This is a genomic window from Marinomonas sp. KMM3893 (assembly GCF_004352855.1).
In the GTDB taxonomy this organism is placed as follows: Bacteria; Pseudomonadota; Gammaproteobacteria; order Pseudomonadales; family Marinomonadaceae; genus Marinomonas; species Marinomonas arenicola.
In genome coordinates, this window is sequence record NZ_SJSC01000003.1 from 79,777 (window position 1) to 101,184 (window position 21,408).

The 21,408-nt window shown below is 45.8% G+C and carries 18 protein-coding genes and 1 riboswitch; of the genes, 16 read left to right on the top strand and 2 right to left on the bottom strand.

Annotation, left to right across the window (positions count from 1 at the left end):
* Positions 1–401: 401 nt before the first annotated feature.
* A complete protein-coding gene (locus tag E0D71_RS08290) occupies positions 402–2,570 on the top strand; it encodes a malate synthase G (protein ID WP_133002851.1) in 2,169 nt (722 codons plus the stop codon).
* 90 nt (positions 2,571–2,660) lie between these two features.
* Positions 2,661–3,908 carry a leucine-rich repeat-containing protein kinase family protein gene (locus E0D71_RS08295; RefSeq protein ID WP_133002852.1) on the top strand — a complete coding sequence of 416 codons (1,248 nt, stop codon included), beginning with the start codon at positions 2,661–2,663 and terminating at the stop codon, positions 3,906–3,908.
* A gap of 78 nt (positions 3,909–3,986) precedes the next feature.
* On the opposite strand, the gene cfa is transcribed toward E0D71_RS08295, so the two are convergent.
* Complete coding sequence (gene cfa / locus E0D71_RS08300) at positions 3,987–5,201, bottom strand: cyclopropane fatty acyl phospholipid synthase (protein WP_133002853.1); 1,215 nt, start codon at positions 5,199–5,201, stop codon at positions 3,987–3,989.
* Between the two features lie 362 nt (positions 5,202–5,563).
* Positions 5,564–6,061 (bottom strand): 6,7-dimethyl-8-ribityllumazine synthase, encoded by a 498-nt coding sequence (locus E0D71_RS08305; RefSeq protein ID WP_133002854.1) that lies wholly within the window; start codon positions 6,059–6,061, stop codon positions 5,564–5,566.
* A gap of 124 nt (positions 6,062–6,185) precedes the next feature.
* A riboswitch (FMN riboswitch) is annotated at positions 6,186–6,340 on the bottom strand.
* Positions 6,341–6,580: 240 nt separating this feature from the next.
* Between E0D71_RS08305 and E0D71_RS08310 the strand changes: the two genes are divergently transcribed.
* The 14 genes from E0D71_RS08310 (at position 6,581) to E0D71_RS08370 (ending at position 21,362) form a co-directional block, all read left to right on the top strand.
* On the top strand, positions 6,581–6,955 hold the full coding sequence (locus E0D71_RS08310; RefSeq protein WP_165942973.1) for an MliC family protein: 375 nt from the start codon (positions 6,581–6,583) through the stop codon (positions 6,953–6,955).
* Between the two features lie 135 nt (positions 6,956–7,090).
* On the top strand, positions 7,091–7,867 hold the full coding sequence (gene cobJ, locus E0D71_RS08315; protein ID WP_133002856.1) for a precorrin-3B C(17)-methyltransferase: 777 nt from the start codon (positions 7,091–7,093) through the stop codon (positions 7,865–7,867).
* 25 nt (positions 7,868–7,892) lie between these two features.
* Positions 7,893–8,672 (top strand): precorrin-4 C(11)-methyltransferase, encoded by a 780-nt coding sequence (gene cobM, locus E0D71_RS08320; protein ID WP_133002857.1) that lies wholly within the window; start codon positions 7,893–7,895, stop codon positions 8,670–8,672.
* A gap of 14 nt (positions 8,673–8,686) precedes the next feature.
* Positions 8,687–9,775, top strand: coding sequence for a cobalamin biosynthesis protein CobW (gene cobW, locus E0D71_RS08325; protein ID WP_133002858.1), 1,089 nt, complete (start codon positions 8,687–8,689; stop codon positions 9,773–9,775).
* A 97-nt stretch (positions 9,776–9,872) separates the two neighbouring features.
* Entirely contained in the window at positions 9,873–13,739 is a 3,867-nt protein-coding gene (gene cobN, locus E0D71_RS08330) for a cobaltochelatase subunit CobN (RefSeq protein WP_133002859.1), read from the top strand.
* A gap of 82 nt (positions 13,740–13,821) precedes the next feature.
* Positions 13,822–15,060, top strand: coding sequence for a sirohydrochlorin chelatase (locus E0D71_RS08335; protein WP_133002860.1), 1,239 nt, complete (start codon positions 13,822–13,824; stop codon positions 15,058–15,060).
* Between the two features lie 446 nt (positions 15,061–15,506).
* The gene (locus E0D71_RS17390) at positions 15,507–15,668 is read left to right on the top strand and encodes a hypothetical protein (protein ID WP_165942974.1); all 162 of its coding nucleotides are present in this window, start codon (positions 15,507–15,509) and stop codon (positions 15,666–15,668) included.
* Between the two features lie 616 nt (positions 15,669–16,284).
* Positions 16,285–16,470 (top strand): hypothetical protein, encoded by a 186-nt coding sequence (locus E0D71_RS08340; RefSeq protein ID WP_133002861.1) that lies wholly within the window; start codon positions 16,285–16,287, stop codon positions 16,468–16,470.
* A 246-nt stretch (positions 16,471–16,716) separates the two neighbouring features.
* Positions 16,717–17,727 (top strand): IS110 family transposase, encoded by a 1,011-nt coding sequence (locus tag E0D71_RS08345; protein ID WP_133002862.1) that lies wholly within the window; start codon positions 16,717–16,719, stop codon positions 17,725–17,727.
* Between the two features lie 277 nt (positions 17,728–18,004).
* Positions 18,005–18,340 carry a 5-carboxymethyl-2-hydroxymuconate Delta-isomerase gene (locus E0D71_RS08350; protein WP_133002863.1) on the top strand — a complete coding sequence of 112 codons (336 nt, stop codon included), beginning with the start codon at positions 18,005–18,007 and terminating at the stop codon, positions 18,338–18,340.
* Between the two features lie 220 nt (positions 18,341–18,560).
* Complete coding sequence (locus E0D71_RS08360) at positions 18,561–18,992, top strand: hypothetical protein (protein WP_133002864.1); 432 nt, start codon at positions 18,561–18,563, stop codon at positions 18,990–18,992.
* A gap of 123 nt (positions 18,993–19,115) precedes the next feature.
* Complete coding sequence (locus tag E0D71_RS17395; protein ID WP_165942970.1) at positions 19,116–19,463, top strand: hypothetical protein; 348 nt, start codon at positions 19,116–19,118, stop codon at positions 19,461–19,463.
* A gap of 332 nt (positions 19,464–19,795) precedes the next feature.
* Positions 19,796–20,410 (top strand): DUF2971 domain-containing protein, encoded by a 615-nt coding sequence (locus tag E0D71_RS08365; RefSeq protein ID WP_243711992.1) that lies wholly within the window; start codon positions 19,796–19,798, stop codon positions 20,408–20,410.
* A 79-nt stretch (positions 20,411–20,489) separates the two neighbouring features.
* A complete protein-coding gene (locus E0D71_RS08370; protein ID WP_133002865.1) occupies positions 20,490–21,362 on the top strand; it encodes a DUF6236 family protein in 873 nt (290 codons plus the stop codon).
* Positions 21,363–21,408: the final 46 nt, after the last annotated feature.

Sequence of the window (21,408 nt, forward strand, 5' to 3'; positions counted from 1 at the left end):
TGACAGTTTGGTTACCAAAGACGATTAACGGCTTTTTTTTGTCATGTTTTTTTACGCTAGGAATACCTGGAATGGGCTTATTTCATTATTGGGTTAAACTTAAAGTGTTGATTTAATTGAGTAAAAATAACGTTTACCAGTGTTTTTAGTTCACTTGTAACCTTGCAAAAAAAATGACGACTGAATGCTTTCTAATGTGTTTCACGGTGTTTTTGTGGTGCTTAAATAGGAAAATATCGAGTTATTGAGCGCGTTATATGACTGTTTATTCATACTTTATGACAGCGCTGCATGAACAAAGAGGGGAAAGTTTTTTTACTTTTGAGGTTGTTACAAGTGTTTCAGTCTTTACTAAAGTGATATAAATAATTCATCTGCGGTTTAATAATAAGGAAAAAGGTATGTCGACACGAATCCAGCAAGGTGGTTTGAGCATAGCGCAAGGTCTATGGCATTTGGTGAAGGAAGAAATAGCCCCAGGCACAGGCATCAGTCCGACCGCCTTTTGGGAAGGGTTTGAAGCCACGTTAAATGACCTTGCTCCTAAAAATAAAGCCTTATTGGCCAAGCGCGATACCTTACAAACTCAGATAGACGAATGGCACTTAACGCATAACTGGTCGGCTGAGAATGCCACGGCGTATAAAACCTTTTTAAAAGAGATTGGCTATCTGTTGCCAGAAGGGGCCGCCTTTAAGGTCAGCACACAAAATGTAGACGAAGAGGTGGCTGAACAAGCAGGTCCCCAACTGGTTGTACCGCTTAAAAATGCGCGCTTTGCATTAAATGCCGCTAACGCTCGTTGGGGAAGCTTATACGATGCACTTTATGGCACGGACGCCATTCCTGAGAGTGATGGCGCCGAGAGAACGAGTGCTTACAATCCCATTCGTGGCGACAAGGTCATTGCTTTTGGGCGTCATTTATTAGACCAAGCAGCACCGCTGATCGATGCCTCTCATCGTGATGCAACCGCCTACCAAGTAGACAACGCCGAGCTGGTTGTGACTTTATCGTCTGGTGAACGAGTAGGCTTAGTAGAAGCAGATAAGTTCGTAGGCTTCAACGGAACCGAGTCCGCGCCAACGGCCATTTTATTAAAAAACAATGGTCTGCATATAGAGATCCAGATCGACGCAAGGTCGCCTGTCGGCAAAACCGATAAAGCCTGTGTGAAAGATTTATTGGTTGAAGCGGCGATCACCACCATTATGGATTGCGAAGACTCGATTGCGGCGGTGGACGCAGAAGACAAAATTGAGGTGTACCGTAATTGGTTGGGCTTAATGAAGGGCACCTTACAGGATCAATTTGAAAAAGGTGGCCAAACGGTCACTCGTATAATGAACCCTGATCGCAGTTATTTAACCCCCTCTGGTGAGTCATTGACCTTGCCTGGTCGTAGTTTGTTGTTTATTCGTAATGTCGGTCATTTAATGACAAATTCAGCGATTGTCGATAGAGAGGGCAATGAAGTGCCTGAAGGCATTATGGATGGCTTTATCTGCGCTTACGCTGCAATGCATGACCTGAATGGCACCACCGCTCGCAAAAACAGTCGTGCCGGCAGCGTTAATATAGTGAAGCCTAAAATGCACGGCCCGGAAGAGGTCGCTTTTGCGGTTGAATTATTTGCTCGTATAGAGGAAGTCTTACAGCTCAAACGCAACACATTAAAAATCGGCATCATGGACGAAGAGCGCCGCACCACGGTGAATTTGAAAGAATGCATTCGCGCGGCCAGTGAGCGAGTGGTGTTTATTAATACCGGTTTCCTTGATCGCACTGGCGATGAAATCCACACATCCATGTTGGCGGGGGCGTTCGTACCAAAATCCATCATGAAACAGCAGGCTTGGATTCAAGCGTACGAGGATTGGAATGTGGATATTGGCATTGAGTGCGGTTTGCCTGGCAAGGCGCAGATCGGCAAAGGCATGTGGGCCATGCCAGACGAAATGGCGGCGATGCTAGAGCAAAAAATCGCCCACCCGCGGTCTGGCGCCAACACGGCTTGGGTACCATCGCCAAATGGTGCGACGCTTCATAGTACCCACTATCACACAGTAAATGTACGCGCTCAGCAACACACATTGGCCTCGCGGCCACGAGCCAAGCTTGATGATATTTTGCAGATTCCTTTAATGGACGACCCAAGCGCACTCACTGCAGAGCAGATCAAATTTGAACTGGATAACAACGCTCAAGGGATATTAGGGTATGTGGTTCGCTGGATAGACCAAGGCGTGGGCTGCTCTAAAGTCCCCGACATTAATAATGTGGGCTTAATGGAAGACCGCGCCACCTTGCGTATTTCGTCGCAGCATCTGGCTAACTGGTTAGAGCATGGTGTTTGTACGCCAGAGCAAGTGATGGAGGCATTAAAGCGCATGGCCGCGATCGTAGACCAACAAAATGCCGATGACCCTGCTTATCAACGCATGGCGCCAGGTTTTGATGGCATTGCCTTTAAGGCTGCGTGTGATCTTGTTTTTAAAGGGAAGTCTCAACCATCGGGTTACACCGAGCCCTTGTTGCACGCCTATCGCATTGCCAAAAAAGCCGAATAATTAAGGCGTCTTCTGTGTTATCAAAGCCGAGCCTGTCGCTCGGCTTTTTTGTCGCTATAATGGAGCCAATTTTATTTTGGATGGATGGTTTTGCAGACTCTACAACAACTGAATAACGGTGAATTAAGCGGCGTAAAGCGCCTTCAATTGGCAGAAAATCTAAGTGAATTCCCCGAAGCTATTTACACGCTGGCAGATTCCTTGGAAATATTGGATTTGTCTAATAACGCGCTCTCCAGCTTGCCTGATGACCTCGCTCGATTGTCGAATCTGAGAATTTTGTTTTGTTCCAACAATCAGTTTACTCATCTGCCAGTAGGGCTTGGTGCCTGTCCTAAACTTGAAATGATTGGCTTTAAGAGTAACCAGATTCGTACTGTCTCCGGTGCCTCTTTGCCGCGCATTACCCGCTGGTTGATTTTGACGGATAACCAAATTGAAACCTTGCCAGAGGAAATAGGCTTGTTACCACGCTTGCAAAAGTTGGCGTTAGCGGGCAACCAATTGCGTGATATTCCAGAGTCCATTAGACATTGCCAGAACCTAGAGTTGATCCGCTTGTCGGCGAATAAGCTGTCCTCCTTTCCAGACGCTTTATTAAGCTTGCCGAAATTGGCGTGGTTGGCGTTTTCGGGCAACCCTTTTTGTGCGGATCGCCATTATCATCCAGAGTTTAAAACGGTCGCTGCCGAAGATTTGATCTTGCATCAGGTATTAGGTCAGGGGGCATCTGGGGTAATTTCTAAAGCGACTTGGCAGCGTAACCCTTATGGATTTCCTGATAGCATTGCTGTGAAGGTATTTAAAGGTGAGGTAACCAGCGATGGGTATCCTGAGGATGAATTGGATGCCTGTCTATCGATAGGGGTCCATGACAATATTGTGAAGCCATTAGCGCAAATTGACCAAGCTGATTGTTCCGCTTTGTTGATGGAGTTGATTCCTGAACACTATCAAAACCTTGGTCAGCCACCGAGTTTAGCAAGCTGTACACGAGATACCTTCACGCAAGGGCAGGCTTTTTCCATTCAACAAATTCATTATATTGTGGCGCAAATGGACGCCGTGCTGCAGCACTTTATCGACAAAGAGATTTCCCACGGTGACTTATACGCACACAATGTGCTGATCAACCCAGATGGACACATTTTATTTGGCGATTTTGGCGCTGCGTCTAAATACGCCAATTTATCCGCTGAGCAACAGCAAGGCATCCAGCAAATAGAGCGGCGGGCTATGACGTTTTTTATCGACGACATGCTGAGCCTTTGTGTTGCCTCAGATAAACACAGCGATCTATACGAAGCACTGCAACAGCGGGTCGTTAGGGGCGAGTAAGCGCTCAGACTCATAGGGGAAGATCGCATCAAGAAATGCCATCACCGAACGGCCTTTCTTGATGCCTTGTACAGCGTGTTAACGCACGCTTTGGTAACGAGCTAATCTGTCTACACGCTTTCTTAGCACCACTTGATAAAGTTGTAGTGAGCGGCTGCGAAATGCCCCGGCACAGACCATCAAGTAATACACCCACATGCGATAAAAACGCTCACTATATTGCTCCTTTAGGCTCGGCCATGCGGCAACGAAATTATCGTGCCATGCCATGAGCGTGGTTGCATAGTCAGGGCCAAAGTTATGCACGTCTTCAATCACAAAATAAGGTTCTACCGCCTCGCTAATCTGGGTAAGAGATGGAATGACGCCATTACGGAAAATGTATTTATCTATCCATGGGTCTGTTCCCACTGAGGTTTTCGCGTTGCCAATGGTATGTAACACGAAGATGCCATCGTTTTTCATTAACCTGTGAGCCGTTCGCATATAGGTATCATAGTTTTTAGGGCCAACATGTTCGAACATGCCAATCGACACGAGTTTGTCGTATTGCCCATCTAAGCTTCGGTAATCTTGCAGAGCAATCTTGACCGGCAGTCCTTTACAGCGCTCATCGGCGAGTTTCTTTTGCTCTTTTGAAATAGTGATGCCGGTGACATTAACGCCATACTCTTTTGCGGCAAGCTCAGCAAAACTTCCCCAACCACAACCAATTTCTAATACCGATTCCCCTTTTTGTAACTTGGCTTTTTCACAGATCAGGCGCAGTTTATTGAGTTGGGCCTGATGGAGGTTCTTAGCCTGATGCCAATAGCCACAAGAGTAGGCCATGGTCGGATCAAGCATGGCTTGGTACAAATCATTGCCGGCGTCGTAATGTTGTTCGCCGACCTGATAGGCGCGCTTTTCTGATTGTCGATTGATCACAGTCGCGGCTAACCAATGCCGTATTGTCACCCAACGGCCAGTGACTTTTTTATCGAGCTGAGCGTCAATAAGGCGGGAAATAAATTCGTCAATTTGCTCGCAATCCCACCAACCGTCTACATAGGCTTCACCTAAACCAAGAGACCCATGCCGTAAGATACGAGGCCATATAGCCTCGTTATGCACCTGAGGGTCCCAAGGATTACTGCCATTAATGGTGATGCCAGCGAGGGCGAGTTGCGTGCTAATCCATTGCTTAACCGATGATCTAGGTTTGCTTGATTTAAAAGAACCTGGGGGAGATTGAATCTGATGATCAGATGAAGAAGTCGTATTATGATCGAATTGTTCGCTGGACACGCCCATTTATTATCTCCTTATCATATTGAGCCGCAGAGTTTGCGATAGAGTTGGAAACACATTTTTCAAATATTACTCTTTTGAAAATGAAAACCTATAACAAAGAAACTATTAAGGTTATTGGAGAATTTTATAAGAGGGAGGTGGGTTATCTCGGGCTAGAATGATTTATCACCGTTTAATAAGGTGATGTCTTATTCAAATTCACGGCCGTGTTGGTTCGGCGCGCATGACGAAAAACAGCCTAGTGTAGACAATGGAAGAAAGCACTTTTATTACCGTGGAAGGCAAAAAAAGCCTCATTTACGATCATAAATGAGGCTTGATATGAGACAGTTTGAGCAAGCGACTCTTAATGAGTGCTGGGTTTATAGCAGCTCTTTTTTCGTCTTAGTTGTTAGCTGGATCGTCATGTCGCATGCGTTAGCAAGCTCGATGCCTTTCTTCACAAAGTGACGGCTGTAATAGCTAGAATGCTCATCGTGCTCATGGAAATTATGAGGTGTCAGTACCGCAGTAAGAACAGGCACTTCTGTTTCTAGCTGTACTTGCATCAAAGCATTACACACGGTTTGAGCGACAAAATCGTGACGGTAGATACCACCATCAACCACAAGTGCGCTGCCAGCAATGGCCGCATATTGGCCGCTTTTCGCAAGCAGTTTTGCTTGCAAAGGAATCTCGTAAGCACCTGGAACAGGGAAGATGTCGATTTTGCTTAGGTCATAACCGCGAGCGGCTAATTCCGTTTTAAACCCTTCCAAACAATTTAGCACTATGTCTGTGTGCCAAGAAGCATGGATAAATGCGATACGTTGGTCTGCTGAGTTAAAGTCAGTAACATTCGTTGTTGAGCTCTGATTCATTTTTAAATCCTACAAATAAAGGTGAATCAGGGCGAACGGACAGGCAAATACTTCATCAAAAATGAAGTACCTAACACTAGGCGATAGCACACCATAAGGCGTACCTTGCTTGAGGTATTGTCTGACGCGCTCTCTATCATCCGGACTGTAACCGTCGGCTCTGGAGTCACACCAGATCTGCTGACCTCATACTACTTTGACAGCAGTATGAGCGCTCGCGGGCTTAGAATAAAATTCTTTACCGCCGGTGGGGAATTTCACCCCGCCCCGAGAACGAAATCGAATAGTTTCGATATGTGCAATATACGGTTTTTTACAGAGCTGTGTCAAAGCATAGGATGATGTTTTCTAAGGAGATTCATTTTTATTGTCATCTTGCTAAGCGTAAAAGCGCTTTTGTTTCTGCTTTCAAAGAGCGAAAATAAGATTATCAAGGTTTTACCGCTTAGCTGGCGTTTACAAAATGCGAGCTATCCACTTTTTTGATCTACTCGATTATTGTTTATGAAAGGAGTGTTTATGAACGGAGTCTCTAAAATTACCGCCCATAAAAAATGGCTTGGTAGTGTGTGTGCTGGTTTCACTCTGATGGCGCTTACGGCCTGTAGTGGGGTGGAGAAACCACCCGCAGAAGACTACCCAAGCCTAGAAGATAGCCAAACGGACGTTGCGGATTACCTGTGCGCAGGCATGCCTTTAAAAGTCATGTTTCATGGGGAAGAAGCGCAGATCTTTTGGCAGCAAAAAACCTACAACTTAACCCGAGCGGTTAGCGCTTCTGGTGCCCATTACCTTGGCGAAGACGTGTCTTTTTGGGTGAAAGGTCAGCAAGCCGGTTTGGAAATAGAAGATCTTTCTAAAATCAAATGTCAGCTTATTCGCGTCGAGTCTTAATTCGACGCTGACTTCGCTCATTTACCTGAAGAACTCTCACGTTAACCTTGTCTGTTTTCATCTCCTCTTAGCGATTTCACGTGTACAATGGTCCGATTCGCGTATTGATAACGCACGACCATTTTAAGAGATGTAATGAGCAAATTATTTGTAATGGGCATGGGCCCAGGTGATTTAGGGTTGGTTGCTCCAAATGCAACCAAAGCATTGGCCGCCTGCAGTGATTGGGTAGCCTACGGCTATTATTTAGACCTATTAGGTGAGCTGAGCGAAGGCAAAACCTTCCATGATTTACCGCTTGGTGAAGAAATTGGCCGAGCGCGTCTTGCGCTTACCTTAGCGGCACAGGGCAAGAGTACCGCGCTGATTTCCAGTGGCGACATTGGCATTTACGCCATGGCGACCTTGGTCTTTGAGTTGCTGGACCTGCAACTTCAAGGCAAAGAAAATCACCCTGAATGGCTGGATGTTGACATCGAAGTCATTCCCGGTATTTCTGCCATGCAAGCGGGTGCCAGCCGAGTAGGCGCCATGCTAGGTCATGACTTCTGTACCATTTCTCTTTCTGACTTATTAACCCCATGGGAAACCATCGACAAGCGTCTTCATGCGTGTGGCGCGGGGGATTTTGTCGTCTCCTTTTACAATCCGGTTTCGAAAAAACGCGATTGGCAATTAAATCACGCCCGTGATGTGTTGCTTCAATACCGACCTGCCAGCACCCCGGTGATGATAGGCCGCCAGTTAACTCGCCCAGAAGAAGAGATTACCTTTACCACACTTGGCGAATTAGACGCCAAAGACGTGGACATGTTCACCATGGTCAGTGTGGGTAACTCAGACACGAAACACATTAAAAATGGCGAAAAACAGTGGATTTATACTCCTCGCGGCTATTCTAAAAAGCTTTAACGCTGACTATATTTAAGGAGATCAAATGACGGTTTACTTTATTGGTGCAGGCCCTGGTGACCCAGATCTGATGACGATCAAAGCGGTGAAAACCATGGCGCGTTGCCCGGTTGTTTTGTACGCGGGCTCACTGATTCCGACTCAGGTGATCGACAGTGTGCGTGACAGTGCCGAAGCCATTTACGACACCGCAGAAATGAACCTTGATGAAACCACCGCGGTGATTGAAAAAGCGGCGCAAGAAGGCAAAGATGTGGCGCGCTTACAGTGTGGTGATCCGGCTTTATATGGTGCCATTGGTGAACAAATTCGTCGTCTTGAAGTCTTAGACATTGATTATGAAGTGATACCAGGCGTGAGTGCGGTGGCGGCGTCTGCGGCCATGCTGAAAAAAGAGTTAACTCTGTCTGGTGTATCACAAACCGTCATCATGACGCGTTACGAAGGCAAAACCCCTTTCCCTGAAAGAGAGCGTTTGCCTGCCTTGGCGCAAAGTGGGGCGACCCTTGCGATTCACCTTGGTGTGACACGCATACACAAAATTGTCGACGAGCTTATTCCACATTATGGCGCAGATTGCCCGGTGGCTGTGTGTTATCGAACCAGCTGGCCGGATCAAGATTATGTGGTCGGCACGTTAGCGGATATTGTTGCTAAAGTTCGGGAAAAAAAGTTTACTCGAACGAGCCTTATTTTAGTGGGTCAGGTGCTCGACACTGATGACTTTGCTGACTCCTATCTTTACGATAAAAGTCAGGCCCATATATTCCGAAAAATCCATCGTCAAAAAGACGACAAAAAATAAAAGCAGGATTCATTATGCAGCTTAATAAAATTCCAACAACGATCGTCACTGGCTTTTTAGGCAGTGGTAAAACGACCTTGCTGTCGAACGTATTAAAACAAGCGGCTGGCAAGCGTATTGCTGTTATCGTCAATGAGTTTGGCGAGTTAGACATAGATTCAGAGATTTTACGCTCTTGTCCTCTTGACTGCCCTGAAGGCGAAGAAGGTCAAGAAAGCAGCCAACGCAGCGACGATGGCTTCTATGAACTGGCCAATGGCTGTATCTGCTGCACAGTAGAAGAAGAATTTTTGCCAGTGATGGAGCAGTTGGTTGCACGTCGTGGCGACATCGACCATATCTTGATTGAAACCAGTGGCTTGGCCCTGCCTAAGCCATTAGTACAAGCCTTTAACTGGCCGGGCATTAAAGAATATTGCACGGTCGATGCGGTGATCACAGTGGTTGATGGCCCAGCGGTAGCGGCAGGGCGTTTTGCTCACGATGAAAATCAAGTGCAAGCTCAGCGCCAAGCAGACGAAAGCCTTGATCATGACCCAAGCCTACAAGAATTGCTGGACGATCAGCTAAGTGCCGCGGACCTTGTGGTGGTGAGTAAAAACGATTTGCTGGACGAAGGCGAGCGTGCTCGTGTGCAATCTGTCATTACGCATGCGGTGCCCAATACGGTAAAAACGGTGTACATCGAAAACGGTGAAGCGGCGTTGGATATGTTGTTAGGCATTGATGCGGCAACAGAAAGCCGAATCGACGAAGTGCATAACCATCACGATCATCACCATGCTCACGGTGCACACCATGATCATGCCCACGACCACTTTGATTCTTTTGTGATTACCTTAGGAGAAGTGTCTTCTGACTTATTGCAAGAAACCCTGACTCAGTTGATCGAAGAGCACAATATTTTCCGCGTTAAAGGGTTTGCCGCTGTGCATGGCAAGCCGATGCGACAAGTGTTTCAAGCCGTGGGAACACGCTTGGATCGTTATTTTGATCGCTTGTGGCTGCCGGAAGAAGTGCGCCAAACACAATTGGTGTTTATTGCTAAAGGTATCTCAAAAGAGCAAATCGAAAACATTTTGCACGATGCATTAAGTGCCTGATGCACGGTTAAAGTAACGAGCAAGATTTGCCAATAATAACGGTCAGTCATAACCGTTATTAACAAGAGTAAAAACGTAAGCGAAAAGCGGAGAAGACGTGCATTTATTAGCAGCCAAACCGGGCGGATTCGTCGACGATGAAGGCATTGTCGACCTAGGTCAAACACCGGCGCAGCTGGTCATACTTGCCGCTGCAGACAGCGTGCTCGGTGCATTAGGTAGCGCACTCGATCAGCTGTCTTCAGACGGTGTCTCGTTACCCAGCGTTCGTTTGGCGAACTGGATGCAGTTGGTCAAACCCGCCGCTTACGATTTGTATGAACACAAGGTACTGGATCACGCCACGGTTGTGATTGTCTCGCTACTTGGTGGCGAGCATTATTGGTCCTATGGTTTTCAGCAGCTTCAAGCTTGGTCGAAAGCAAAAAAAGGCCGTACCTTGATCATGGTCCCAGGCGATGACACCCCAGATCCTGCGCTTTTTAACGTTTCTACGGCGAAACCAGAAGACAGCCATCGAGTGTGGCGCTATCTGCGAGACAGCGGGCAAGCCAACAGCCAGCAATTATTCTACTTTCTGAGCGAGCGTTATTTTGCAGCGGCGCAACCGTGGCAAGAGCCAGCCCCTTTACCCAATGCTTTGATCTACCACAATGGTCAGTCGTCGGGTTTTTCACAATGGCAAAGAGCTTATCAGCAGAACATAGCGGCTGGTCACGCCGTTGTGATTTTGGCGTTTTATCGCTCTCATTTACAAAGCGGCAACACCGCCATGTTCGATGGGCTTATTGGTGTGCTTGAACAGCAAGGTTTGGTGCCATTGGCGGTTGCCGTGAGTTCCTTAAAGGATGACCTTTCGGTTGGGCTGATTGAATCCTTAGTCGAGCGTACTCAAGCCAAGGTGATTTTAAACACCACGGGGTTTGCCGCCAATCGAGTGGGCAGTCCAGATTTAGCCTCAGAACCAACGGATTTCCAATCTGCGTTTGCCGCCCCGATTCCTGTGTTGCAGCTGATTCTGTCAGGCAGTACACAAGAAGATTGGCAACAACAAACTCAAGGCTTACGCAGTCGCGATGTGGCGATGCAAATCGTTTTGCCAGAAATGGACGGCCGAATCATTACCCGAGCGCTCAGTTTTAAAGCCTTGAGCCATTACAACGAACTCGCACAAGTGGATTTGGTGCGTTATGAATTGCACTTGGAACGCGCGCAATTTGTTGCGGAACTGGCAAAGCGTTATGCGACTTTAGCCAACAAGCCCAATCGCGAAAAACGCATTGCTTTTGTGTTAGCCAATTACCCCACCAAAGACGGCCGCATTGGCAACGGTGTGGGGTTAGACACGCCCGCATCGACGGTAAACTTGTTAACCGCACTCGAAGCGGCAGGCTATCCGGTTGAAGAGATTCCTGAGCATGGAAACGCTTTAATAGAAGCCTTGCTGGGCGCCGTAACGAATAACCCAACCACCTTACACGAGCGTGGTTGTTGGCAAAGCTTGGCGCTGGAAGATTACCTGCATTATTTTTATCAGCTGCCGTTAGACAGCCAAAATGCCGTTTGGGATCGTTGGGGACCACCAGAAGACGACCATAAGTGCCGCGAGCAAAATGGCCAGCGTCGGATGATGCTGGCGGGCATTCGCTTAGGCGAAACCTTCGTTGGTATTCAGCCAGCCCGTGGTTTTAACTTGGATCTCGCCGCCAATTACCATGACCCAGATTTGATTCCACCTCACAGTTACTTGGCGTTTTACTTTTGGTTGCGTCATGTCTACAAGGTGGACGCCTTTGTTCACGTGGGCAAACATGGCAACCTAGAATGGTTACCGGGCAAAGGCACCGCCTTGTCTGATCAGTGTTGGCCCGATATTGCACTGGGTCCTATGCCACATTTTTACCCTTTTATCGTCAACGACCCAGGAGAAGGGGCGCAAGCCAAACGTCGTACTCAAGCGGTGATTATCGATCATCTAATGCCGCCCATGACCCGTTCTGAAACCTATGGCGAGATGGCGGAACTGGAAAATTTAGTCGACGAATATTATCAAGCCATGGGCATGGATGTGCGTCGCGAAACCTGGCTGCGTGAGCAGATTTTAAAGAAAGTCCAAGAAACCCATTTATTAGAAGAGCTGACTGGCATTGAGTCGGGGGATGATGGGGCCGTGCTTGAAGAAACCGTGCTAGAAGGTCTGGATACTTATTTGTGCGAGATCAAAGAAGCGCAGATCCGCCATGGTTTGCATCGCCTTGGGGAGCTACCAGAAGATGATAAATTAGCGGATACCTTGGTTGCCTTGTTACGTTTACCCCGTGGTAGTGAGATTACCAGTAAAGGTATTTTGCATGCCTTAATGGCGGATTTAGATTTACAACACGACAATTTCGACCCAATGCAAAGCACGCGCACACCTTGGTTAGGTCATCAACCAAGAGCGCTGCTTGAGGTGAGCAAAGCAGATTGGCGAACCCATGCAGACACCAAAGAGCGTTTGGAACTCTTGGCCAAAGATTTGGTATTGAGCCATTTAATTGGCAACAACCCAGTGGACGGGGTAGCGCAGAGCTTGCCGCAAACCGCAGAGTTATTAGCGCACAGTAAGCGCAGCCTGATGGTGGCGTTAGCGCAAAGTGCTGACAATGAAATTCAAGCCTTATTAACCGGGCTCGCGGGTGGCTTTATACCGCCAGGGCCTAGTGGTGCGCCAACCCGTGGCCGCTTAGATACCTTGCCGACAGGGCGTAACTTTTTCTCCGTGGATAATCGCGCGATTCCTTCTCCTGCCGCGTGGGCGATTGGTCAGAAATCGGCAGACGCCTTGATCCAGCGGCACCTGCAAGAAGAAGGGGATTACCCAAAAGATTTAGGTTTGTCGGTATGGGGCACCGCCACCATGCGCACCGGTGGTGATGACATTGCCCAAGCGTTTGCCTTGATGGGCGTTCGGCCTATTTGGGCGCCGGGCTCCAACCGGGTCACCGATTTTGAAATACTTTCTTGCATGCAATTAGGCCGACCGCGGGTCGATGTGACCTTGCGTGTGTCTGGCTTTTTCCGCGATGCCTTTGCCAATGTGATGCGTCTTTATGACGCCGCCGTGCAAGCCATCGCCGAGTTCGAAGAGCCGGGCAATGGCAACACCATTCGCGCGAATGTGGAAGCCAGAAAAAGCACCTTATTAGCCCAAGGAATGAGCGCTGAACAAGCGAGTCGTCAAGCTTCGTATCGAGTCTTTGGCAGTAAACCGGGTGCCTATGGGGCAGGCTTGCAAGGCTTGATCGACGAGCGTTGTTGGGACACCAAAGCTGATTTGGCCGAAGCCTATGTGAACTGGGGCGGCTACGCTTATGGCTCCAATAACGATGGCAGCCAAGGCGAAGGCGTGGAAGCGAAATCGGCTTTTGTTGAGCGCTTGTCACAGCTCGATGCTGTGGTGCAAAACCAAGACAACCGCGAGCACGATATTCTTGATTCAGACGATTATTACCAGTTTCAAGGGGGCATGACCAACGCGGTAACAGCGTTTAGCGGCCAAGCGCCCAGTGTTTACCACAGCGATCATTCGAACCCTACGGCACCTAAAATACGCACCTTAAAAGAAGAGCTTAATCGGGTGGTGCGTTCGCGGGTGTTAAACCCCAAATGGATTAAAGCCATGCAGAGTCATGGTTATAAAGGCGCCTTTGAAATGACCGCGACGGTGGATTACTTGTTTGCCTATGACGCGACTACGGATGCAGTGGCGGATTATCAATACGAACAAGTTACCGACAGATTGCTTCTTGATCCAGACAATCAAGCCTTTATGCGCGATAATAACCCCCATGCATTGGAAGAAATGGGCGAACGCTTATTAGAAGCCATTCAGCGTGGTATGTGGCAGAACGCAGAACGCCACAGAGAACAGATTCAATCCTTGTTGCTTGACCTAGATCAGCAGCAAGAGCAACGTCAGTGATCTTGGGCAGAAGGTCATTGGTTATCTTGCTGGTGGTCGCTAGACTATGAGCCAGCTGAGTCGAACAAAGTAGAGAGAAACAATGAGTAATACAGAACAGGCCAAAAAGGGCATTATGATTTGTGGTCACGGCAGTCGTGATAAAGACGCAGAGCGTGAATTTGGCCTAGTAGCAAAAGGCTTAAAAGAGCGCTTTCCTGAGTTGCCGGTTGAGTACGGCTTTTTGGAGTTTTCCGCGCCCAACATTCACATGGGCTTAAACAGTTTATTAAGTCAAGGCGTAGAAGAAATTTACGCGGTGCCGGGCATGCTGTTTGCTGCGACCCACGCCAAAAATGACATTCCTTCTGTATTAACCACTTACGAAGAAAAAAACGCCGGTCTGCATATTACCTATGGCCGTGAACTTGGCTTGCAAGACGACATGATCGAAGCCTTCCAAGCGCGCATCTATGAGTCACTTGGGCTTGACCCAGAAAACCCACCTGAAAACCTCTACGACACCTTATTAGTCGTAGTAGGGCGTGGCACATCGGACACAGGCGCCAACGCGGAAGCCGCTAAATTGACGCGCATCGTCAATGAAAACATGGGCTTTGGTTGGGCAGATACTGTCTACTCTGGTGTGACTTACCCATCTGTGGGCGTCGGCTTAGAAAACCTAATGAAGCTAGGGTACAAACGCATTGTTGTTGCGCCTTACTTCTTGTTTACCGGTCGTTTGATCAAACGTATTCAAGGCTATGTGGAGAAAGTCGCCAAACAAAACCCAGCGATTGAATTCATCCAAACGCCTTACCTGAGTGATCACCCAAGAGTCATCGACGCTTTCCAAAACCGCGTCGAAGAGATCATGCAAGGCGAATTACAAACCGGTGAAGAAACCCTAATGAACTCCTTCAAACGCCGCCTAGCCGCAGGCGAAGTAGACGTTCATCACCACCACGCCGAATTCGTCGACCCACAAGACGACACCCAAGGCTTGTCCGTTTCTGATAAAGAACACGATCACGAACATGCCCATGAATACGGCCACGACCACGACCATTCTCACGGCCACGACCATAGCCATGATCACGGTCACTCCCATGGGCATGGACACACACACGACCATTCCCACAGCCACGGTCATTCACATAACCACGGACATGGCCACAGCCACGGGGTTTACAAACACATCGGCCACCCAATGGGGCCACGCACCATGATAGGCGAAGGCATCTGCTGCTGCTTCATGGGGCAATTTACCGATGAAATCCTAGCGGAAGAAAAAGACAAAATAGACAGCGACTGCACGAAAACGGCATTTGCCCACAAATAACCCCTAAGCCCAGGTCACTGGGCTAATTCCTTCCCTTACTTTTTTTAAGTTAAAGAGTAAGGGGAGGGCTAGGGTGGGGTTATTGGTTTTGTGCCTTCCATTCAAACGCTTTGCATACCTGACCTTTATTCCGCTCTGCTGAGCGGGTAACTTTTGCCCAGATCCGCAAAACTTTATTTTAAAAGAAAAGCAAAAAGTCTCTTTTAAGACCTTTAGCGTATCTTTTCCGTAGCACAGGAAAGCTTTTGCACGTCGATCATTTAAGGAAGGTGTTTAGCGCCTTTTTAGATGGAGAGACATCATCAAACACCGCCTCAGAAACGTCATCAAGTCGCGCAACTTCGTTGCATCGAACTAAGGTATTTATAACTTCAAAGCTTTATAAATCATCGAAACACCGATTGAACGTAGGTCAGCATGAACGGAGGCACGACGGGAATCTGACAATGAAAGCAACGCTTTCACATGGCCATGTTGCCGCAGCACTAGATGAATACCAATGCTTGTTCCTTTGTCTTTCTCTACGCTATGCACTGCTCAGGGTCGAACCCCTTTTTGCCCTACAGACCTTATTGCAGCCAGAAACACCGCTTCAAAAAGGGCTTTGACCTGACTTCGACCTCACTGCTGGAGCAGCTCAACCAGCGTTTCTCTTCGGCACTTCTTCACCTCCGCCGCCTACCTCATTAAAAACACCGATTGAACGTAGGTCAGCATGAACGGAGGCACGACGGGAATCTGACAATGGGACTAAGGGGTCATTTCCCTTTAAAATCCTACGGAATGGATCACATCTAAATTAGCTGCATTTAAAGGGATTTGACCCCGACGGGTAACGCCAAACTTGTCGAATACTAGGTATTGGTTTTGTGCCTTCCATTCAAACGCTTTGCACTCCTGACCTTTATTCCGCTCTGCTGAGCGGGTAACTTTTTGCTAGCGCCCAAAACTTTATTTTAAAGGAAAGGCAAAAATTCGCTTTAAGGCCTTTAGCGTATCTTTTCCGTAGCACAGGAAAGCTTTTGCACGTCGATCATTTAAGGAAGGTGTTTAGCGCCTTTTTAGATGGAGAGACATCATCAAACACCGCCTCAGAAACGTCATCAAGTCGCGCAACTTCGTTGCATCGAATTAAGGTATTTATAACTTCAAAGCTTTATAAATCATCGAAAACACCGATTGAACGTAGGTCAGCATGAACGGAGGCACGACGGGAATCTGACAATGAAAGCAACGCTTTCACAAGGCCATGTTGCCGCAGCACTGGATGAATACCAATGCCTTCGTCTTTCTCTAGGCACTTGGCGCAAACCGCAAACCAGAACCAGAGACCAAAAAACGATAAAGCAGTCTGGTAATCTCAATCAACTCGCGTTACATTTTGTAAACAAAGGATTGAAAGCAAAGTAACTAACGGATGGTTCACTCTCAAACATACCTCTCTTTTTGTTACCTCGCGAACATCAAACGCACAACGCGCACGCTCGTTTAGCCAATTTTGGATATTATGAATAACTTTATAAAACACTTTAAATTCAGTTGGTTATAGAGATATTTAGACAGTTTTTGAAATGCGTAAACACGCATGCGCACTATTAAAATAATGAAATGGACACCCCTTCTATACTGAGAGAGTCAGTTTAAAAGGAGGCGGCCATGAGTGAAATTTATACAATCGGTATTGATCTAGCAAAGTCGGTTTTTCAATTATGCGCGTTCGATAGAGCAGGTAAAAAACTGATTAATAGATCATTACGAAGAAATCAGGTTATAAAGTTTTTAAGTAATATAGAGCCTTGCTTAGTAGGGATGGAAGCATGCGGAAGCTCTCATTATTGGGCTAGAGAAATTGAGAAATTGGGGCATGAAGTTAAGCTGATGCCACCTCAGTACGTTAAGCCTTATGTCAAAACGAATAAGAATGATAGTGCTGATGCAGAAGCTATTTGCGAAGCAGTTCGTCGTCCAACGATGCGATTTGTTTCAGTTAAAAGTGAAGAACAACAAGCGTTATTGCTACTTCATCGTGAACGAGAAGGCGTAATACGAGATCGTACAGCCCTTATAAATCGAATTAGGGCAAGCCTGCAAGAATTTGGGGTCAGCGTACCCGCAGGTAGGTTTCAGTTAAGAAAGTGGTTTAGAGAAGGCTTTGGTTCAGTCGAAGAGCAGCTGCCAAAGTTGTTGGTTAATCATATTAAATCGATGCAAAAGCGTTTAACCGATCTTGAGCAGTACGTTGATGATTTAGATATGCAGATTGATGTTGTAAGCCAAACCAGTGATGAATGCCAGAAAGTGATGGAGATCCCTGGTGTCGGGCGTCTAACATCTTCGGCTTTGGTAGCAAGCATTGGCGATGCAAAAGCGTTTTCGTCTGGGCGTCAGTTAGCTACTTGGCTGGGATTAGTGCCAAGCCAGCATTCTAGCGGAGGCAAGTCATTGCTACTTGGTATCAGCAAAAGAGGTGATACCTATTTGAGGCGTATGTTTATACATGGTGCTAGAGCTGTGATAAGGCATATGAAAGAAGGAAAACCATTCTATGAGTGGGTAACCTCGCTACTCAAAAGAATGCATAAGAACAAAGTGATTGTCGCGTTAGCCAATAAGTTGGTTCGCATCGCCTGGGCCGTGTTGGTCAAAGAGAAAAGTTTTAGCGCTTAAAGAGCGCTATTAAGTAAACAAAGAACATCCGGTTTTGCTCGGTAAAAGCAAGTGATGACAAAATAGGTTAGACCGTGACTTGGAGATTCTGTGCCTAACATCGTTTCTTAGAAAACGGTAAAATGATTAGAGCCAAGTCAGCGAAGTTCATCGGGGATCAAGAGCAAGTCTCTTACAAGGAATCCGAATAGATGGCTGCAAAACCACATTTGTTATCGGTTGATTTTGCTTGCAAAAAGCGGGGTGTCCATAGATGTTATGTTTACAGGAGAGTATGGTGCCACATTGTGTAATTGAGCATTCATCAAATATTGATGGAAATTCTTTAACTTCTCGAGTTTTTTCAGGAGCTATGGATTCTAAATTGTTTGAAGAGAATGGAAGCGATATAAAAGTTAGGGCAATTTCATTCTCAAACTATCAAACAGGTAATGATAAAGCTTCATTCGTACACGTTGCTTTAAAATTACTTTCCGGTCGTAATTCGGAACAAAAATTAAATTTTTCTACACTTGTTTTAGAGCATCTTAAAACACTAGGTTTATCTGGTTGCTCTATAACTGTAGAGGTCATCGATATTGATCGAAATAGTTATTCAAAAGTCTTAATGTAAACATAACAAGAAATTAATCAAGGATAAAAAACAGTTGGCTTTTGCTCCTTCGTCGCTTATTTTAGCCAACTATTTTTTGCCTGTTAATTAGGCGTTAGTTACTTTATCGATAATTGAGGCACTATGAATCAAAAAAAAAGCAGATTGGGCAGTTTTAAGAGGTCTTACTGAACAAATAAAGCAATGCGATGCTCAAGGATTAGTTACTCCAAGTATAGCTATGAGCTTTATTTGTATCGATGCAATGGCTGGTCTAGCTAGGCCGTCTGATAAAAGTAGAGTTACGCGAGTAGATTTTATTGACTGGTGCGATAAGTACTTAAAGTCGAATGCTGAACAACAGTATCAATATTCGGGAAAGGATGTATATGCAGCTAGATGTGCGTTACTTCATACTTATGGCACAACAGCTGAATTACATGATAAACCTAATACCATGAAGTTCTTATATCATGATTGTAATACTCTTACTCATCAAATATACGCTGAAGAAAATACGGTTGCTATCTCTACTAAATCATTGGTTATCGATGTTTGCAGTGCCGTTGATAGTTTTATAGCTGAGTGCACTTCAACCGCTTCACTTGGTGATTTAGTTGTCAGTCGACTTGATGAAGTTATTACAGTGGTTCCGTATTCAGCACGTAGCTAACAAGTAATTTAAACGGAACTAAAACAGTTGGCCATTGTTCGTTCCTCATACAATTATAGCCAACAATTTTAGTCCGCTTAATGTGGGCGTTAGGTGCTACAAGTGAAATGTCAGTGTCAAAGCATGGATATAAGAGTTACTGGCTGGAGAAATGATAGTTACTTCAATTCAATGCCTGAGATGCAAAGTTATGGGAATGGTTGGCAATCTATTCTCAAATGTTCAACTTGTTCTCAACATTGGCTAGTTGATCACTTCGACAAAGTTCAGTCACTACTTGCTGTAAAAATTGACTCTCCAACTGATGTCAGCAAAGATCATCTATTGAGGAAACACATAAATGCGTTACTTAAAAAGTACAATGGTTATTCAACTAACAATTGTCAATTTGCTGGCTGTAATGAATTGGCATTAAAAAGAAAGGCTTTTTGCCCTAAATGTTTGATTACAGAGCAAGGGGTCTATGAATAAGCTCGCACCTAACAAAAAAATTAAGTCACTCACTTCGTTCGCTGGGACGCAAACATGCGGGGCGGCTTCGCCATTATGCCCCACATGCCTGCGCCCCTTATTTAAAAGTTAGCTTTCAAAAGGCACTACCGTGATCCTATACAAATACATGTCCTTTGAAGCTGCTAAAGCAGTCATCGATAATCAATCAATTGGATTTTCTTGTTTAGAGGACCTTAATGATCCCTTTGAATGCACAGCGTTTGGATTTTCGGATGATGATGAATCAAAGATAACAGCAAATTTAGCTACAAATGCATGTAAAAAATAGGTTTTCTAGAAAATACGGAGTTTTGTCTTTAACGCGACAACCGTTAAATAGTTTAATGTGGTCACATTACGGTGATGAGCATCAAGGCGCTGTAATAGGTTTTGATGTAGAGATTGCAGGCTTTTCAGACCTTGCAGCATGCGTTATTCCTAGCCAGTATGGCGAAGTAATTTATTCAGCTACTAAACCTCATAAAAACTTGCCAATTATCAGTGAAGAAACTCTCCGTTCCATAGGGCAAAAGCTAAAGTTTGATGAAGATGCATTTAACCTTGTAAAACGAGCGTTTCTATATAAGTCGATTGAATGGGGTTACGAAGAAGAAGTAAGAGTGGTTAAAAATATATCAGAGATACCTTTAAGCTATCACTTTGGTCAAGGTCGCCATAAAGAATGGACTAAAATCAGTGTTGCTGCTCGGCCTCTATATTGCTTCGACATACCGGAGGCTTCAATAAAGGAAATCTATTTAGGGCGTCATATTTATAAGAACGTGACCAAGAAAAAAACTTTTACTGACCAAGAATTCAAAAATATCTTAGAGTCTTGGGGGCAAAGAAATATTAAGCTTATGCAGTGCAGTCCTGATGTACATTCATGGCAACTCATTGCAGAGCCCTCAATTAACAAAAGCTAACAAGGCGCTCAAGCAAGGACGCAGCAAGCTGCGCCGCTTAGCTTGGCGTTAGCACTATTAATTCAGAATCGGAGAAAATATGGAAAGAGGGATAATTACTCCAGCGATGGAGATTGTAAGCGAAGGGAACTCAATCTCCATGAAAGGTGGAATCCCTCCAGAAAAATGCAGATATTATGCTCTTTACTGGGATAAGGTTGTATTAACTGACAGTAATATTTTCGGTACGGGTACTTCTGATGAGTTGAAAATATTAGAGGGGGCAGGAATAGTTCGTAAAGAAACAGCACGAATGAATTTAAGCGGCACTTTTGATGGTAGCGATCTCGCTAAAATGCATTTTCAGGGGCTAGCTGAAATAGCAACGGATCTCACCAACAAGAATCCAGGACAGTGGGCTATTCACCAAAGTGGTGATCAGCTAACTATTCCCGCAGGTATGTCTGCAGAGTTGGTTACTGCCGATTTTGAGTTAACACGTTGCTTACCAGTTCCGAAATCAGATGTTCCATTAGATAGGCTGTTGGAGTTCAAATTAAAAAGAGCAGATGAATTGGCAGCTCTACGCGGAACATTAGATGATTTATATCTAGAGATATCAAAGTCAGCAGATATTCCTCGCTCAAAAAATGTTCACATACAGCGATTGGAGCAAGCTATTAGTGATTTAGACAAAGTAGCCCAGCAAAGCTGGGGGGAGCGATTGTTGGCAAGCAGAAAGGTATCGCTCGATCTGAATTATGGCTCTATTACGAATGGTGCTATTACTGCTGGCGTAGTTGGTGCTTCATTTTCAAATCCAATTGTAGCTATTGCTGCAGGAACTGCACATGCTTTGGCATCAAGCCTTAAGTTTGAAGTATCTATTTCTAACCAATTAGAAAGCCCTCATGGGAAGCAATTGGATCTTTCATATCTAAGCTCTATCAAGAATGAAGATATTGCGAACTAGTGCTAACAAGGCGCTGCTACGGAAAATTTACTCGCTAGCGCTCCTA

Coding starts and splice junctions, on each gene's coding strand:
- E0D71_RS08290 (WP_133002851.1), top strand. CDS start 402: ATGTCGACACGAATCCAGCAAGGTGGTTTGAGCATAGCGCAAGGTCTA.
- cfa (WP_133002853.1), bottom strand. CDS start 5,201: ATGGGCGTGTCCAGCGAACAATTCGATCATAATACGACTTCTTCATCT.
- E0D71_RS08305 (WP_133002854.1), bottom strand. CDS start 6,061: ATGAATCAGAGCTCAACAACGAATGTTACTGACTTTAACTCAGCAGAC.
- E0D71_RS08310 (WP_165942973.1), top strand. CDS start 6,581: ATGAACGGAGTCTCTAAAATTACCGCCCATAAAAAATGGCTTGGTAGT.
- cobJ (WP_133002856.1), top strand. CDS start 7,091: ATGAGCAAATTATTTGTAATGGGCATGGGCCCAGGTGATTTAGGGTTG.
- cobM (WP_133002857.1), top strand. CDS start 7,893: ATGACGGTTTACTTTATTGGTGCAGGCCCTGGTGACCCAGATCTGATG.
- cobW (WP_133002858.1), top strand. CDS start 8,687: ATGCAGCTTAATAAAATTCCAACAACGATCGTCACTGGCTTTTTAGGC.
- E0D71_RS08335 (WP_133002860.1), top strand. CDS start 13,822: ATGAGTAATACAGAACAGGCCAAAAAGGGCATTATGATTTGTGGTCAC.
- E0D71_RS17390 (WP_165942974.1), top strand. CDS start 15,507: ATGAAAGCAACGCTTTCACATGGCCATGTTGCCGCAGCACTAGATGAA.
- E0D71_RS08340 (WP_133002861.1), top strand. CDS start 16,285: ATGAAAGCAACGCTTTCACAAGGCCATGTTGCCGCAGCACTGGATGAA.
- E0D71_RS08345 (WP_133002862.1), top strand. CDS start 16,717: ATGAGTGAAATTTATACAATCGGTATTGATCTAGCAAAGTCGGTTTTT.
- E0D71_RS08360 (WP_133002864.1), top strand. CDS start 18,561: ATGAGCTTTATTTGTATCGATGCAATGGCTGGTCTAGCTAGGCCGTCT.
- E0D71_RS17395 (WP_165942970.1), top strand. CDS start 19,116: ATGGATATAAGAGTTACTGGCTGGAGAAATGATAGTTACTTCAATTCA.
- E0D71_RS08370 (WP_133002865.1), top strand. CDS start 20,490: ATGGAAAGAGGGATAATTACTCCAGCGATGGAGATTGTAAGCGAAGGG.